Origin of the sequence: Polaromonas sp. (genome assembly GCF_049790275.1) — a bacterium.
In the GTDB taxonomy this organism is placed as follows: domain Bacteria; phylum Pseudomonadota; class Gammaproteobacteria; order Burkholderiales; family Burkholderiaceae_C; genus Polaromonas.
On the sequence record NZ_JBAQYR010000041.1, the window covers coordinates 52,911 to 68,365 of the forward strand.

Here is a 15,455-nt window from a genome sequence, read left to right on the forward strand (position 1 = left end):
GCTCAGGCAACCGAATCGGCGGTTGCCTGCGCCAGGACCGTCGCGGCCTGCTCTGCGGACGGAACAAAATCCGGAATCGCCGGGCTGCCTGCCGAGAGCGTGAGCACCTCGTAACCGGTTTCGGTCACCAGGATGGTGTGCTCCCACTGCGCCGACAGGGAATGGTCGCGCGTCACGATGGTCCAGCCGTCTTTTTCGGGCCCGTCCTTGATGTCGCGTTTGCCCGCATTGATCATGGGCTCGATGGTGAAGGTCATGCCGGGCTTGAGCTCTTCGAGCGTGCCGGGACGTCCGTAGTGCAGCACCTGGGGTTCTTCATGGAAGTTGCGGCCGATGCCGTGGCCGCAGAACTCGCGCACGATGGTGAACCCCTGCTTTTCCGCGAAGGTCTGGATCGCATGCCCGATGTCGCCCAGCCTGGCGCCAGGTTTGACCCGCATGATGCCGTGCCACATGGCTTCATAGGTGACCTTGCACAGGCGTTTGGCGGCAATCGACACGTCGCCAATCATGTACATGCGGCTGTTGTCGCCGAACCAGCCGTCCTTGGTGATCACGGTGACGTCGATGTTCATGATGTCGCCCTTTTTCAGGGGCTTGTCATTGGGAATGCCGTGGCAGACCACGTGGTTCAGCGAGGTGCACAGCGAAGCCGGGTAGGGCGGGTAGCCCGGCGGCTGGTAGCCCAGGGTGGCCGACACCGTGCCCTGCGCGTTGACCATGTAGTCGTTGGCCAGCCTGTCGATTTCGCGGGTGGTGACGCCGGCCTTCACGAAGGGCGTCAGGTAGTCCAGCACCTCGGACGCCAGTTTGCAGGCGACCCGCATGCCTTCAATGCCGGCCGCGTCTTTGTACGTAATACTCATGCGTCAATTATCCCACTGCCCGGCGGCCCCTGCATTCCAGTGGATTTGCGCGGCATGGGGAGCCGCTGCACGCCGGGCCGGGGGCCCAGTCGCTGATAAAATTGCGGGTTAACGCGTATCCCGCAGCCTGGTACTGCAGGCGGTTAAACCCCAAAACAGCTTGTAAGCTGCTCACCTCCCACTACAAGGCCACCGCCACCGTGACCCTGCACCTGACGACTTTCGAGGGCGAACCCCAGGGGATCAACGCCCTGAGCGACTTTCGCGTCCAGCAACTTCTTCCGCGCCTGCAAGCCATCGACGGCAAGATTGCGGGCATTCAGGCCCGCTTTGTCCATCTGGTGGCCACCGAGGCGCCGCCCACGGAAGCGCTCAAAACCCGGCTCTCGGCGCTGCTCAGCTATGGTGACCCGTGCCCCGCAGGTGCCGGCAAGGGCGACGAAGCGCTGTTGTTCATCGTCTCGCCGCGTTTCGGCACGGTCTCGCCCTGGGCCTCCAAGGCGACGGACATTGCCCACAACTGCGGGCTGGCCATCAAGCGCATCGAGCGCATCACCGAATACCGGCTCAGCCTCAAGTCCGGCTTTTTCGGCAAGACCGCACTGAGTGACAGCCAGCGCGAGCAAGTCGCCGCGCTGCTGCACGACCGCATGACGGAAAGCGTGATGGCCAGCCGCGAACAGGCGGCCGGGCTTTTCACCGAGTTGCAGGGTGCGCCACTGCAGACCATCAACGTGCTGGCCGGTGGCAAGGCCGCGCTGGAAGCCGCCAACACCGAGTTCGGCCTGGCGCTGGCAGCCGACGAAATCGATTACCTGGTAACAGCTTTCACCCAGCTCCAGCGCAACCCGACCGACGTCGAGCTGATGATGTTCGCCCAGGCCAACAGCGAGCATTGCCGCCACAAGATTTTCAACGCTGACTTCACAATTGACGGCGTGGCGCAGGACAAGAGCCTGTTCGGCATGATCCGCAACACTGAAAAGCTCAATCCACAGCACACGGTGGTGGCTTATTCGGACAACGCATCTGTCATGGAAGGTGCCCCCGTCCAGAGGTTCCATGCCAAATCGGCCTCAACCCCAGCAGCGGCGGGCGCGAGAAGCTATCAAACTTATAGCGCGACCGACGATGTGCTGATGCATGTGCTGATGAAAGTGGAAACGCACAACCACCCGACGGCCATTTCGCCGTTCCCGGGCGCCTCGACTGGCGCCGGTGGCGAAATCCGCGACGAAGGCGCCACCGGACGCGGCTCCAAACCCAAAGCTGGCCTCACCGGTTTCACGGTGTCCCGGCTGTTCGACGGCAGCTACGGCAAGCCGGAGCACATCGCCAGCCCGCTGCAGATCATGACGGAGGGCCCGCTGGGCGGCGCGGCCTTCAACAACGAGTTTGGCCGACCCAACCTGGCCGGCTACTTCCGCGAGTACGAGCAGACCGCGGGTGGCCAGCGCTGGGGTTACCACAAGCCCATCATGATCGCCGGCGGCGTCGGCACCATCGACGCTCAGCTCACCAAAAAAATCCTCTTCCCCGCCGGCACCCTGCTGATCCAGCTCGGCGGCCCCGGCATGCGCATCGGCATGGGCGGCAGCGCCGCCAGCTCCATGGCCTCAGGCGCCAACGCGGCCAGCCTGGACTTTGACTCAGTGCAGCGCGGCAACCCCGAAATCGAGCGGCGCGCCCAGGAAGTCATCAACCAGTGCGCCCAGCTCGGCGCGGCCAACCCTATCCTGGCCATCCACGACGTGGGCGCCGGCGGCTTGTCCAATGCTTTCCCCGAACTCGTCAACGACGCTGGGCGTGGCGCACGCTTCGATTTGCGCGCCGTGCCGCTGGAAGAAAGCGGCCTGTCGCCCAAGGAGATCTGGAGCAATGAAAGCCAGGAACGGTATGTGATGGCGATTGGGCCGGAATCGCTCGCGACTTTCAAAGCATTCTGCGAACGTGAGCGCTGTCCTTTTGCCGTGATTGGTGTTGCAACAGAAGAAAAGCAGCTGGTGCTGTCCGATGCCGACCAGGCTGCGCCGGTCGACATGCCGATGAACGTGCTTTTGGGCAAGCCGCCCAAGATGTACCGTGACGTGAAGTCTGTTCAGAAAAGCATACAGCCCATCGACCTGACCGGCGCGGACCTGCAGAAAAGCGTGATCGCCGTGCTGAGCCACCCCACGGTGGCCTCCAAACGCTTCCTGATCACCATCGGCGACCGCACCGTGGGCGGGCTCACGCATCGGGACCAGATGGTCGGGCCCTGGCAGGTGCCGGTGGCCGATTGCGCGGTGACACTGGCCGATTACCAGGGTTTCGCAGGCGAAGCCATGAGCATGGGCGAACGCACGCCGCTGGCCGTCGTCAATGCGGCCGCTTCGGGCCGCATGGCCGTTGCCGAAGCCATCACCAATCTGCTGGCCGCGCCTATCGAACTTCCGCGTGTGAAGCTCTCGGCGAACTGGATGGCCGCCTGCGGCGAACCGGGGCAAGACGCCGCGCTGTACGAAACCGTCAAGGCCGTCGGCATGGAACTCTGCCCGGCGCTGGGCGTGTCGATTCCCGTCGGCAAGGATTCGCTGTCCATGCGCACGGTCTGGAGCGAAGGTGAGGGCGGCAGGAAAGTCACCTCGCCGGTGTCGCTGATCGTCAGCGCATTTGCGACGCTGCCCGACGTGCGCGGCACGCTGACGCCGCAACTGAACAGCCTTGAGGCCGACACCACGCTGATCCTGATTGATCTGGGCAAGGGCCAGAACCGCATGGGCGGCTCCATCCTCGCGCAGACGCTTGATCTCGAAGACGGCGCCGTACCGGATCTGGACGACCCCCAAGACCTGGTCAACCTCGTCAATGCCATCAATGCCCTGCGTGGCCAACGGCAGGTGCTGGCCTACCACGACCGCAGCGATGGCGGCCTGCTGGCCACCGCCTGTGAAATGGCTTTTGCCGGCCACGTGGGCGTCTCGCTCAACATCGACATGCTGCTGGTCGAAGGTGACGGCATCTCCGACAGCCGCATGGACACCGGCGACAGCAAGAACTGGGCGTCGCAGGTCAGCGCGCGCCGCGAAGAACTCACGCTCAAGGCGCTGTTCAATGAAGAGCTGGGCGCCGTCATCCAGGTGCGCACCGAAGTGCGCAACGAGGTCATGCAGACCCTGCGCGAACATGGCCTGTCCAAGTTCAGCCATTTCATCGGCAAGACCCGACCGGCACATGCCTCGCTCGAGGTGGGCAAGGGCGAGGTCCAGGTCTGGCGCGACACCAAGGCGGTGTTCAGCGCGAAACTGCAGAACCTGCACCAGGTCTGGGACAGCGTGAGCTGGAAGATCAACCAGCAGCGCGACAACCCGGTCTGCGCCGACGCCGAACACGCGGCTGCCGGCGATCCAGCCGACCCCGGCCTGCACGTGCATTTGACTTTTAATGCGGCAAAACTTCCCCAGGCTCCCGCACTGAATCTGTCACGCCCCCGCGTGGCCGTGCTACGCGAACAGGGCGTCAACTCGCACGTGGAAATGGCTTACGCCTTCACCCAAGCAGGCTTCGAAGCCTGCGACGTGCACATGACCGACCTGCAGGCCGGCCGTGCACAACTGGCCGACTTCCAGGGCCTGGTGGCTTGCGGCGGTTTCAGCTATGGCGACACCCTGGGCGCCGGCATAGGCTGGGCCCGCTCAATCACCTTCAACTCGGTGCTGTCGGAACAGTTCACGGCATTCTTTGGCCGTAAGGATACTTTCGGCCTGGGCGTGTGTAACGGCTGTCAGATGTTTGCCGAGCTGGCCGACATCATTCCCGGCGCCGAAGCCTGGCCGCGTTTCACCACTAACCGCAGCGAGCGTTTCGAAGCCCGCTTGAGCCTGGTGGAGGTGCTCGAGTCGCCGAGCCTCTTCCTGCAGGGCATGGCCGGCAGCCGCCTGCCGATTGCTGTGGCGCATGGCGAGGGTTATGCCAACTTTGCTTACCGCGGCGACGCTTCCAAAGTGATTGCAGCGATGCGTTTCACCGACAACCACGGTCAGCCGACCGAAGCCTACCCGGCCAACCCCAACGGCAGCGCAGGCGGCCTGACAGCCGTGACCACCGCCGACGGCCGCTTCACCGCGATGATGCCGCACCCCGAGCGCGTCTTCCGCAACGTGCAGATGAGCTGGACGGACCAGGACATCAGCACCCACAGCGCCTGGATGCAGCTCTGGCGCAATGCCAGGGCATGGGTGAAATAGGCCACTAGCCCTTTGTAGCCGGGCGAAGATAGCTATTGAAAAAGGAGCGGTTGGCTGCGTTTTCGACTGCACCAGTTCCCCGACGCGGGGTCTCAGCGCGCGGCAGGCGCCACCACCGCGCCTTCGATCTTGTGCCGTGCCAGCGCGGCGGCCACAAAGCCCGACGACTTCATTTCTTCAACGAAGGCCGTCAGCAGGGTGGCCATCAGGAGTATGGCCAGCCGGCGCAGCGGGGCAGGCATCAGAAGTCAAACTTCTGTCCGGGCTCCAGCGACAGCATGCGCGGCGTGCCGGGTGCCGAGCCCAGCGCTGCATTGAACTCAGCTGGCGTGCCGCGCAGCACCGGTGTGGTGCCGTAGTGGATGGGGATGGCGAATTTGGGCCGAATCATGTCGCGCACAGCCATCGCGGCGTCCACCGGGTTCATGACAAAGTGGCCACCGATGGGAATCATCACCACGTCAGGCCGGTACATGTCGCCTATCAGTCGCATGTCGCCAAACACCCCGGTATCACCCATGTGCCAGATCTTGAAGCCGTTTTCCATCTCGAGGATGAAGCCCACCGGCTCGCCGCCGACATGCACTTCGTCCTTGTTGGTGGCAGGATTTTTCCAGGCCAGCTCCGATGAATGCTCCGCACGCACCGCCGTGATCTTCACACCGCCCGGACCGAAGGGCGTGATGGTTCCGCCTTTGCCAAAACGCGGCGCCAGCTCGACGGGCAGGATGCCCAGCGCGGCCACTGTCTGGTTCATGCCGGCCGGGCCGTACATCGGTACGTTGTGCATTTTGGCCAGTGCCGGTGCATCGGCAAAATGGTCGAAATGCCCATGTGTGACAAGGATCAGGTCCACCTTGCCGAGCGACTCCAGCGCCTTGAAGCTGGCCGGCGTCTTGGGGTTGGAGGTCAGCCAGGGGTCGATGACGATCACCTTGCCGCCGGGCGTGGTGATGCGTGTGGCAGCCTGGCCCAGCCAGAGGACCTCGGTCTTGCCGCTCTGGGCGAGGGCCGCGGTGCTGCACAGGGCCAGGACCGACAGGAGGCCACGCAGCAGCGTGGTGCGAAAAGCGTCAATGGACATGGCGGTTCCTTGATGGTTGGTATGCCAGCGATTTGAACGACTGCGGCCCGGTTCGTCAACCGGGAATCCAGCAAGCCGGGCCCGCCGCGGTGTGCCTGGTGGCTGCCTGGAACGCGCAACCGGTCTGCCCTGAATGCAGGCAAAAAAAAGCGGCCGGATGGCCGCTTTTTTAGTTGAAGGAACGTTTATTCCACCTTGGCTTTTTCGCGCAGGCTCTGCTGGTAGGCAGCCAGTCTTTGCTGCTGCATCTGCTGCGCTATCTGCGGCTTGAGTTCTTCAAACTTGGGCAACTGAGCGGTCCGGATATCGTCCACGCGGATGACGTGATAGCCAAACTGCGTCTTCACCGGTGTGTCGGTCAGCTGGCCCTTGCTCATCTTGGTCATGGTTTCCGCGAACTCGGGCACATAGCTGCTCGGGTTGGCCCAGTCCAGGTCGCCGCCGTTGGCGCCGGAGCCGGGGTCCTTGGAGGACTTCTTGGCGATCTCTTCAAACTTGCCGCCCTTTTTCAGGCTGGCGATGATGGCCTTGGCTTCGGATTCTTTTTCCACCAGGATGTGACGCGCCTTGTATTCCTTGCCGCCGTTGGCCGCGACAAACTTGTCGTACTCACTCTGCAGGTCGGCGTCGGTCACCGGGTTTTTCTTCTGGAAATCGGCAAACAGCTCGCGGATCAGGATGGCCTGGCGCGCCAGTTCCATCTGCGTCTTGTAGTCGTCAGACACCGAGAGGCCGAGTTTTTCGGCTTCCTGCATGAATACTTCGCGGGCAATGACTTCTTCCTTGATCTGGCCCTGCATCTCGGGCGTGACAGGCCGGCCGGAGCGCGCCAGCTGCTGCGCCAGCGCATCAACGCGGGTTTGGGGCACGGCCTTGCCGTTGACGATGGCGACGTTCTGGGCAAAGGCGCCGGTGGCGCCCATAGCCATCAGGCCGGTCAGGGCACTGGCCAGTAAAAAATGCTTTTTCATGGGTTTCCTTGGGTAATCGTTGGAAGGTAGGCGGCCGGCCCGGTTGCCGGGTGGCCGAAGATCAGGAGGGTTCGATGATTTCGATAGCCAATGCGTGCAGGCCCTGGTCAATGAAATTTTGCATTGAATCATACACAAGCCGGTGGCAGGCCACGCGGGTTTTGCCCGCAAAGGCCGGGCTGGCAATCCGTACGCGAAAGTGGCTGCCGAAACCCTGGGCATTCGCACCCGCGTGTCCAGCATGCGCGGCGCTTTCATCAATCACTTCCAGCCGGGTTGGACTCAGGCGGGCACGCAATTGTTCCTCGATGCGGGCCGCATGCACAGGCAGGGGTGTGGCGGTGGGGTTCATGGCTCGCTGTTCACATGTTTGTTCAGGAAAACAGCCTGTGCCATCACAAATACCAGCATCAGGCCCAAGCCGCCGAACAGCTTGAAGTTCACCCAGGTGGCCGTGGTGAAGTTGAACGCCACCCAGAGGTTGAGCACACCCATGACAGCAAAAAACGCAATCCAGCTGTAGTTGACCTTGCGCCACACCGGGTCTGGCAGCGTCATCTGCGCACCCATCAGCGACTGGATGCCGTTTTTCCTGAACACCAGCTGCCCGACCAGCAGCGCCCCGCCCATGACCCAGTACAGCACCGTGGGTTTCCACTTGATGAAGCTTTCACTGTGGAAATAGATCGTGGCCCCGCCCAGCAGGGTCACCAGCCCCAGGCTGACCCACAGCATGGTGTCGATCTTGCGGCCGCGCGCTACCAGCCAGAGGATCTGGGCCATGGTGGCCAGAATCACCACCACGGTGGCCAGCAGGACCGGTGCCTCGGCGGTACCCACCACGCCGCCGGACACCATGAAGCCCAGCCATTCGGTGGCAGTCTGCGCCGACCAGGCGGTGTTGGCCTCGGCGTACTTGAACATGCCGAAGAAAAGAACAATGGGCAGGAAGTCGAACAGAATTTTCATAAGGTAATTATCGCGGGACAAGCCAAGGAGCAAATAGAGCAGGTCGTGGTGTCCGATTTTTCCAGCAGGGGCCGCGGATCTGGCTTTGCCAGTTCGCAGGCGCAGCGGCCCCCTTTTTTCGTTACAAGGGGCAGGGAGTTGCCGCAGGCTCGAAGTGCGCGACCGTAGGGGCCTATTTTGTTTTGAAGTCCAGGGAGGCTGAATTCATGCAGTAGCGCAAACCGGTGGGTGAGGGGCCGTCGGGAAACACATGGCCCAGGTGGGCTCCGCAGTTGGCGCAGACGGTTTCGGTGCGCACCATGCCGTAGGCGCGGTCCACGTGTTCTTCGATCGCGCCGTCTTTCACTTCCTGTGAAAAGCTGGGCCAGCCGCATCCCGCGTCAAACTTGGCCGAGGCGTCAAAAAGTTCGGCATCACAGCAAATGCAGCGATAGGTGCCGGGCGCAAAATTCTTGTCGTACTTGCCGGTGAAGGCGCGCTCGGTGGCCGCGTGACGGGTCACCTCGAACGCACTAGGCTCGGCGCCTTTTTCGGCAAGCAGGGCTTTCCACTCGGCATCGGTTTTCTGGATTTTGGCGGGCATGGTTTTTCTACCTTTCGAGACGATTTTTAATCCTGCTTACGAACTGCAGCTGATTTCAATGGCGGCGGCCCAGTCGGGCGGGAAACCGGCATGGCTGTCATGGCCGGGATGTTCTTCAAATGGGGCCTGAAGCAGTGTCAGCAAGGTGTGGACCCCGGAGAAGTCGTTTAGTTTCGCGGCCTGGATGGCTTGCTCGCCGAGGTGATTGCGCAACACGTATTTCGGGTTGGTTTTAAGCATCAAATCGGCCTGTAGACCAATATCGGCAGGCGTAGTGCGCTCCGAATACTGTAGCGCCCAGGCATCATGCCCGGCACGGTCCAGGAACAGGTCGCGCACCGCTTCGCGCCCCTCGGGGCTCTGGAAGTGGCACAACCGGCGCCAGAAGATGGTGTAGTCCACCTTGTCCGCAGCCAGCAGCTTGAAGGTATTTTCGATCAGGGCCTTGTCCTCGGGGCGGGCATCCGGCAGGCCCAGCTTGGCACGCATGCGGGCCTCCAGCGCCTGCGGAAACACGGTTTTATACGACTCCAGCGCAGCCAGCGCCTGGTCCTGCTCCGCTATCAGCGGCAACAGCGCCTGGCCGAGGCAGAACAGGTTCCAGTAGGCGATATTGGGTTGCTTGTTGTAGGCATAACGCCCCTGGGTATCCGAGTGATTGCAGATGTGGCCCGGGTCGAAGGCGTCGAGAAACTGGAAGGGGCCGTAGTCGATGGTCAGGCCGAGGATGCTCATGTTGTCGGTGTTCATCACGCCGTGGCAGAAGCCGGCGGCCTGCCAGGCGGCCATCAGGCCGGCGGTGCGTTCGCTGACGGCCTGCAGCAAGTCGGCATAAGGCTGCGCGCTCTCGCGGCAGGCCGGGTAAAAATTGTCGATCACGAAGTCGGCCAGGGCTTTGAGCTGTTCGTGCTGCCCGCTGTAGCTGAAGTGTTCGAAGTGGCCGAAGCGTATGAAACTGGGCGAAGTGCGCGTCACCACGGCAGCCGTTTCGATTTCCTCGCGGCGGACCCTGGCGTCGGAGCCGGTGACACACAGGGCGCGTGTGGTCGGAATGCCCAGGCCGTGCATGGCTTCCGAACACAGGTATTCGCGAATCGAGCTGCGCAGCACCGCGCGGCCGTCCCCCATGCGCGAATACGGCGTCATGCCCGCTCCCTTGAGCTGGATTTCCTGCGGGCCGCCTGCGGTGTCGATCTCGCCAAGCAGGATGGCCCGGCCATCGCCGAGCTGCCCGGCCCACTGGCCAAACTGGTGGCCGCTGTAAACACTGGCCAGCGGCTGCAAACCCTGCGCCAGCTGGTTGCCGGTGAAAACCGCCAGGGCGTCCTCTGAGGCCAGCCATTCTTCCTGCAAGCCCAGTTCGCCGGCCAGCGCCCGGTTGCGGCTGACCCAATACGGGGAAGGCAAGGGGGTGGGAAGGAGCTCGGTGTAAAAATCCGCCCCCAGCGTGGCAAAGCGGTTGGCCCATTTCAGGCCGGGAATCGCAACAGGCGGTTCATCGATGACAGGGTTCATGCGTCCATTGTCCTATGGGGCCCGCCGTCCCTGTGCCGGTGGGGTTAAGGGCGGCTTCCTTCGACAAGCTCAGGACGAACGGAAAATTAGGGAGCGACCGAGGGGCCTCTTTTTCCTACCAGCAGGGGCCGCGGATCTGGCTTTGCCAGTCCGCAGGCGCAGCGGCCCCCTCGGGGGGCAGCGCAGTACGCGAAGCGACAAGCGTGGGGGCTCTACTCAGGCCGGACGGCGTAAGCGGCCAGCGCCTGTTCATCCAGCATGGCGACGCGGCCAAACTCCAGCGACACCAGGCCCTGTTGCTCCATCGACTTGAGGGCCCGGTTGACCGTCTGCCGCGACAGGCCCGCCAGGTGCCCAAGCTCTTCCTGCGAGAGCACCAGCCGGCGCCGGCCCTGCCAGAACACACGGCTCAGGTACAGGGCCACGCGCTGTTCGGGCGAACGCAGGCGCTCCGCTTCGATGGTGGTCATGGCCTGTCCCAGGCGCCGGTTCAAGTGCGCGACCAGGAAGTGGTTGAACGGCAGGCAGTGCGCCAGCAATTCGTCAAACTGGGCGCGCGGCAGGCACAGCAACAGGGTGTCGCGCAACGCAATCACGTCATAACGGCGCGGCTCGGTCTTCAGGACCGAGCCCTCGCCGAACCACTCGCCATCGGGTACGCCCAGGAAGGCCGACACCTTGCCTGCGGGGGAAGTGCTTTGCAGCTTGACCAGCCCTGACAGCACGGCATACCAGCCCTTGACAGGCGTGCCTGCGGCCAGCATGACTTCCCCCTTGTGGCCAGACAGTGTCAGGGTGCGTTCCAGCAGGCGGGTCTGGGTGTCGGCAGGCAGGGCGGCAAACCACGGCTGGCTGCGCAGAAAGCGGTGCTGGGGGAAAACGGTGTCGCTAAAAGGCATGGCTGCCATTGTCCTCGCCTGTGCCGCGTTTTTTTTCGCCGGTTCCGGGTTTGTACCTACAAACTGTCGTAGCAACGACAACCCTTGCCCGCCGGTGGGGAACCGGTCCATAGTTCGCCGTGGTGTCGCCGGCCTGAAGACTGCGGAAATTTCCGGTGCCTCACCTTGCGGGCGTTACCATGCCCTTGCCGGCACAGCCGGATTGAACAGAATTTTTACCGGGCAAAAAGGAGACAAAGCCATGTTGGGTTTGATGCAAAACCAGCCGTTGCTGATTTCATCGCTGATTGATTTTGCCGAGCGCCACCACGGGGATGCAGAAATTGTTTCGCGCCGCGTGGAGGGCGATATTCACCGCTATACCTACCGGGACGTGGCGCGCCGCTCGCGTCAGGTGGCCAGGGCACTGGATGCGCTCAAGCTGCAGTTCAGCGACCGTATTGCCACCCTGGCCTGGAACGGCTACCGGCACCTGGAGCTGTATTTCGGCGTCAGCGGGTCCGGCCGCGTATTACACACGCTGAATCCGCGCCTGCATCCGGACCTGGTGTCCTGGATTGCCAACCACGCCGAAGACCAGGTGCTGTTTTTCGACATGTCCTTCCTGCCGCTGGTCCAGGCCTTCCATGCGAAATGCAACACCATCAAGCATTACATCGCGCTGTGTGACGCGGACAAGCTGCCTGCGGACAGCGGCATTCCCAATCTGAGCAGCTACGAGGCCTGGATTGCCCCGCACTCGCCCGACTACGTCTGGCCCAGCTTTGACGAAAACTCGGCGTCGAGCATGTGTTACACCAGCGGCACCACGGGCAATCCCAAGGCTGCGCTATACAGCCACCGCTCGACCATCCTGCATGCCTATGCGGCGGCCTTGCCGGACGTGATGTGCCTGAGCGCACGCGATTCCATCCTGCCCGTGGTCCCCATGTTCCATGTCAACGCCTGGGGCATTCCGTATTCGGCCGCGCTGACCGGCGCCAAGCTGGTGTTTCCCGGCCCGGCGCTCGATGGCAAGTCGATTTATGAACTGATCGAAGCCGAGAAGGTGTCCTACGCCGCCGGCGTGCCCACCGTCTGGCAGATGATGCTGGGCCACATGAAGCCCGCCGGCCTGAAGTTTTCGACGCTCAAGCGCACGGTCATTGGCGGCTCGGCTTGCCCGCCCGCGATGATCCACGCCTTCCAGGAAGACTACGGCGTCGAGGTGCTGCACGCCTGGGGCATGACCGAGATGTCGCCGCTGGGCACGCTGTGTACCCTGAAAAACAAACACCTGGACATGTCGAAAGACGAGCAGATGAAGATTCGCCTGAAGCAGGGGCGGGCCATCTACGGCGTGGACATGAAAATTGTCGACCCCGAGGGCAAGGAAATCGTCTGGGACGGCAAGGCCTTCGGCGACCTGCATGTGAAGGGCCCGTGGATCGTCGCTGAGTACTTCAAAGGCGAGGGTGGCAACCCGCTGGTGGACGGCTGGTTTCCGACCGGCGACGTGGCCACCATCGACCCCGATGGCTACATGCAGATCACCGACCGCAGCAAGGACGTGATCAAGTCCGGCGGCGAATGGATCAGCTCCATCGACATCGAAAACATTGCGGTCGCCCACCCGGCCGTGGCCATGGCCGCCTGTATCGGTGTCCGGCATCCCAAGTGGGACGAGCGGCCCATCATCGCCGTGGTCAAAAAGCCGGGCGCGGAGGTCACGCGTGAAGAACTGCTCAAGTTCTACGAAGGCAAGACCGCCAAGTGGCAGATTCCTGACGACGTGGTGTTTGTCGATGCCATCCCGCTGGGTGCCACCGGAAAAATGCTCAAGACCCGTCTGCGCGAACAGCTCAAGGACTACAAATTGCCCGCATGATCCCGATGGAGGCAAGGCATGGGCCATTGTGGTCAGCGGCCCGGCCGCATCTGCAATGCGGAACTGCGCCAAGAGTAGTTGTCGCCTGAGTGATAGAAAAGCCGGCCATTAGGGGCAATCCCTGATCGCTGCACTGCACAAAAGACCGTAACCTGCCCCCTGTCAGTCAACCCTAGGAGACAACCATGAAATTTAAAATCAAAGCCGTTGCCGTCACCGCCATGATGGTGGTGGCTGGCGCCTCATTTGCTCAAAAAGGCGAAACCGTCAAGATCGCCTTCATGGACCCGCTGTCGGGTCCGTTTGCGAACGTGGGTCAGAACCAGCTCAAGAGCTGGCAATTTGCGGCCGACCGCCTGGGCGGTGCCAAGAACCCCGCCGGCGTCAAATTCGAGATTGTTGGCTTTGACAACAAGGGCTCCCCACAGGAAAGCCTGAACACCCTCAAGGCCGCCATCGACCAGGGCATCCGCTACGTGACGCAGGGCAACGGCTCGGGCGCTGCGGCCGCCATTCTGGACGCCGTGGCCAAGCACAATGCACGCAACCCCGGCAAGGAGGTGGTGTACCTCAACTATGCCGCTGTGGACCCCGCACTGACCAACGAGAAGTGCGACTACTGGCATTTCCGCCTCGACGCCGACACCACGATGAAAATGGAAGCCCTGACCAGCTTCATGAAAGACCAGCCCAAGGTCAAGAAGGTTTTCCTCCTCAACCAGAACTACTCGCACGGCCAGCAGGTCGCCAGGTACTTCAAGGAAGGCATCGCCCGCAAGCGTCCTGACGTGCAAATCGTGGGCGAAGACCTGCACCCGATTGGCCAGGTGAAGGACTTTGCTCCCTACGTCGCCAAGATCAAGCAGTCGGGCGCCGACACCATCGTCACCGGCAACTGGGGTGCTGACCTGACCTTGCTGGTCAAGGCCATCAATGACGCCGGCCTCAAGGTGCCGATGTATACCTACTATGCCGGCGTGACCGGTACGCCCACGGCCTTGGCAGCTGGCGGCGACAGCGAGGTTTATGTGATCGCCTACGGCCACGCCAACCCGTCGGGCGAACTGGGTCAGCTGGCTGCTGACTTCAAGAAGAAGTTCAATGACGACTACTACACCTTTGCCACCTACAACGGCATCAACCTGCTGAGTGGGGCCATGGCCAAGGCCAAGTCGACCGATCCGGTGGCCGTGGCCAAGGCGATGGAAGGCCTGACGGTCAAGAGCTTTGCGGGTGACGTGACCATGCGCGCGGCCGACCACCAGCTGCAGCAGTCCATGTTCGTGACCAAGTGGCAGAAGGCTGACAAGAAATACCCCTACAGCGTCGAAAATACGGGCTACGGTTTCGTTCCCATCAAGCAGATGGAGCCCTACGTCGCCAGCACACCCACCAGCTGCCAGATGAAGCGTCCGGGCTGATCCAGCGCTTCGATACACCGGACTCCTGGGCCGGGATGGCAGTCGCGATCCCGGCCTTTTTGTTCCTGCACCGCTCCTCCCCAGTCACCTCTAACGCGGATCCAGCATGGAGTTTTTCACCATTTCATTACTGAACGGGTTCAGCTACGGCTTGCTGCTGTTCATGTTGAGTTCGGGCCTCACACTGATCTTCAGCATGATGGGCGTGCTGAACTTCGCCCACGCCAGCTTCTACATGCTGGGAGCCTACTTCGCGTTCGCCACCACCCAACTTGTGGGCTACTGGCCCGCGCTTTTCGTCGCCCCGATCATCGTGGGCCTGCTGGGTGCCGCGTTCGAAAAATATTGCCTGCGCCGGGTTCACAAATTCGGCCATGTGCCCGAGCTGCTGATCACCTTTGGCCTGAGCTTCATCATTCTTGAAATGGTCCAGCTGATATGGGGCACGAGTTCTGTTGACTACCGGGTTCCTGCCGCACTGGACGGCCCGCTGTTCACGATGTTCGGCACCCAGTTCCCGATGTACCGCGGTTTCATGATGTTTGTGGCCCTGCTGATGCTGGTCGCCATCTGGCTGCTGCTGACCCGCACCCGGATCGGTCTGGTCATCCAGGCCGCGCTGACCCACCCCGAGACCGCTGAGGCCCTGGGGCATAACGTTCCCCGCGTCTTCATGCTGGTGTTTGGCGGTGGGGCCGCGCTGGCAGGTCTGGCCGGCGTCATCGGCGGCAATGCTTTCGTGACCGAACCCGGTATGGCCGCCACGGTGGGCTCGGTCATTTTTGTGGTGGTGGTGGTGGGTGGCATGGGCTCGCTGTCGGGCGCATTCCTCGCGTCCATCCTGATCGGAGTGATCCAGACCTTTGCTGTAGGCGTCGATGCATCGGTGCTGGGTGGCGCGCGCATGCTTGGCATGGAAATTTCGCCACAGACCTTTGGCTATGCGTTGTGGAAACTCAAGGTCAGTCAGGTGGCGCCCATCCTTCCTTACCTGTTCCTGGTGTTGATCCTGATATTCAGGCCCAAAGGGCTTCTGGGCACACGGGAGGGCTGA

12 protein-coding genes and 1 pseudogene are annotated in these 15,455 nt (G+C 62.4%); 4 read left to right on the forward strand and 9 right to left on the reverse strand.

Translation table 11 applies throughout. The features are described 5' to 3' along the window. Positions 1-2: 2 nt before the first annotated feature. Complete coding sequence (gene map, locus WA904_RS05245; protein WP_425196069.1) at positions 3-866, reverse strand: type I methionyl aminopeptidase; 864 nt, start codon at positions 864-866, stop codon at positions 3-5. A gap of 200 nt (positions 867-1,066) precedes the next feature. On the opposite strand from map, the gene purL reads away from it, so the two are divergent. Further along, on the forward strand, positions 1,067-5,092 hold the full coding sequence (gene purL / locus WA904_RS05250; protein WP_425196070.1) for a phosphoribosylformylglycinamidine synthase: 4,026 nt from the start codon (positions 1,067-1,069) through the stop codon (positions 5,090-5,092). A 92-nt stretch (positions 5,093-5,184) separates the two neighbouring features. Here the strand turns inward: purL and WA904_RS05255 are convergent. From WA904_RS05255 to WA904_RS05290, 8 genes and pseudogenes are all read right to left on the reverse strand, one after another. Beyond that, positions 5,185-5,295 (reverse strand): annotated as a pseudogene (locus WA904_RS05255) (ABC transporter substrate-binding protein); the annotation flags it as partial. 38 nt (positions 5,296-5,333) lie between these two features. Further along, entirely contained in the window at positions 5,334-6,176 is an 843-nt protein-coding gene (locus WA904_RS05260) for a metal-dependent hydrolase (protein WP_425196071.1), read from the reverse strand. 185 nt (positions 6,177-6,361) lie between these two features. Further along, positions 6,362-7,147: a foldase protein PrsA gene (locus WA904_RS05265; protein WP_425196072.1), complete on the reverse strand. Its 786-nt coding sequence runs from the start codon at positions 7,145-7,147 to the stop codon at positions 6,362-6,364. Positions 7,148-7,208: 61 nt separating this feature from the next. Beyond that, positions 7,209-7,499: a BolA family protein gene (locus tag WA904_RS05270; protein ID WP_425196073.1), complete on the reverse strand. Its 291-nt coding sequence runs from the start codon at positions 7,497-7,499 to the stop codon at positions 7,209-7,211. Continuing rightward, positions 7,496-8,116, reverse strand: a complete 621-nt coding sequence (locus tag WA904_RS05275) for a septation protein A (RefSeq protein WP_425196074.1) — start codon at positions 8,114-8,116, stop codon at positions 7,496-7,498. The genes WA904_RS05270 and WA904_RS05275 overlap by 4 nt, the downstream gene beginning before the upstream one ends. A 172-nt stretch (positions 8,117-8,288) precedes the next feature. Beyond that, the gene (gene msrB, locus WA904_RS05280; RefSeq protein ID WP_425196075.1) at positions 8,289-8,699 is read right to left on the reverse strand and encodes a peptide-methionine (R)-S-oxide reductase MsrB; all 411 of its coding nucleotides are present in this window, start codon (positions 8,697-8,699) and stop codon (positions 8,289-8,291) included. Positions 8,700-8,735: 36 nt separating this feature from the next. Continuing rightward, complete coding sequence (locus WA904_RS05285) at positions 8,736-10,214, reverse strand: protein adenylyltransferase SelO (RefSeq protein WP_425196076.1); 1,479 nt, start codon at positions 10,212-10,214, stop codon at positions 8,736-8,738. Between the two features lie 212 nt (positions 10,215-10,426). Further along, on the reverse strand, positions 10,427-11,113 hold the full coding sequence (locus WA904_RS05290; protein ID WP_425196077.1) for a Crp/Fnr family transcriptional regulator: 687 nt from the start codon (positions 11,111-11,113) through the stop codon (positions 10,427-10,429). 241 nt (positions 11,114-11,354) lie between these two features. Between WA904_RS05290 and WA904_RS05295 the strand changes: the two genes are divergently transcribed. From WA904_RS05295 to WA904_RS05305, 3 genes are all read left to right on the forward strand, one after another. After that, positions 11,355-12,980 (forward strand): 3-(methylthio)propionyl-CoA ligase, encoded by a 1,626-nt coding sequence (locus WA904_RS05295; protein ID WP_425196078.1) that lies wholly within the window; start codon positions 11,355-11,357, stop codon positions 12,978-12,980. A gap of 185 nt (positions 12,981-13,165) precedes the next feature. Further along, positions 13,166-14,401, forward strand: a complete 1,236-nt coding sequence (locus tag WA904_RS05300) for a branched-chain amino acid ABC transporter substrate-binding protein (protein WP_425196079.1) — start codon at positions 13,166-13,168, stop codon at positions 14,399-14,401. Positions 14,402-14,507: 106 nt separating this feature from the next. Then, a complete protein-coding gene (locus tag WA904_RS05305; protein ID WP_425196080.1) occupies positions 14,508-15,455 on the forward strand; it encodes a branched-chain amino acid ABC transporter permease in 948 nt (315 codons plus the stop codon).

Excerpts from the sequence above, each read along its gene's own strand:
- map (WP_425196069.1), bottom strand. The coding sequence starts at position 866 with ATGAGTATTACGTACAAAGACGCGGCCGGCATTGAAGGCATGCGGGTC.
- WA904_RS05260 (WP_425196071.1), bottom strand. The coding sequence starts at position 6,176 with ATGTCCATTGACGCTTTTCGCACCACGCTGCTGCGTGGCCTCCTGTCG.
- WA904_RS05265 (WP_425196072.1), bottom strand. The coding sequence starts at position 7,147 with ATGAAAAAGCATTTTTTACTGGCCAGTGCCCTGACCGGCCTGATGGCT.
- WA904_RS05270 (WP_425196073.1), bottom strand. The coding sequence starts at position 7,499 with ATGAACCCCACCGCCACACCCCTGCCTGTGCATGCGGCCCGCATCGAG.
- WA904_RS05275 (WP_425196074.1), bottom strand. The coding sequence starts at position 8,116 with ATGAAAATTCTGTTCGACTTCCTGCCCATTGTTCTTTTCTTCGGCATG.
- msrB (WP_425196075.1), bottom strand. The coding sequence starts at position 8,699 with ATGCCCGCCAAAATCCAGAAAACCGATGCCGAGTGGAAAGCCCTGCTT.
- WA904_RS05285 (WP_425196076.1), bottom strand. The coding sequence starts at position 10,214 with ATGAACCCTGTCATCGATGAACCGCCTGTTGCGATTCCCGGCCTGAAA.
- WA904_RS05290 (WP_425196077.1), bottom strand. The coding sequence starts at position 11,113 with ATGCCTTTTAGCGACACCGTTTTCCCCCAGCACCGCTTTCTGCGCAGC.
- WA904_RS05295 (WP_425196078.1), top strand. The coding sequence starts at position 11,355 with ATGTTGGGTTTGATGCAAAACCAGCCGTTGCTGATTTCATCGCTGATT.
- WA904_RS05300 (WP_425196079.1), top strand. The coding sequence starts at position 13,166 with ATGAAATTTAAAATCAAAGCCGTTGCCGTCACCGCCATGATGGTGGTG.
- WA904_RS05305 (WP_425196080.1), top strand. The coding sequence starts at position 14,508 with ATGGAGTTTTTCACCATTTCATTACTGAACGGGTTCAGCTACGGCTTG.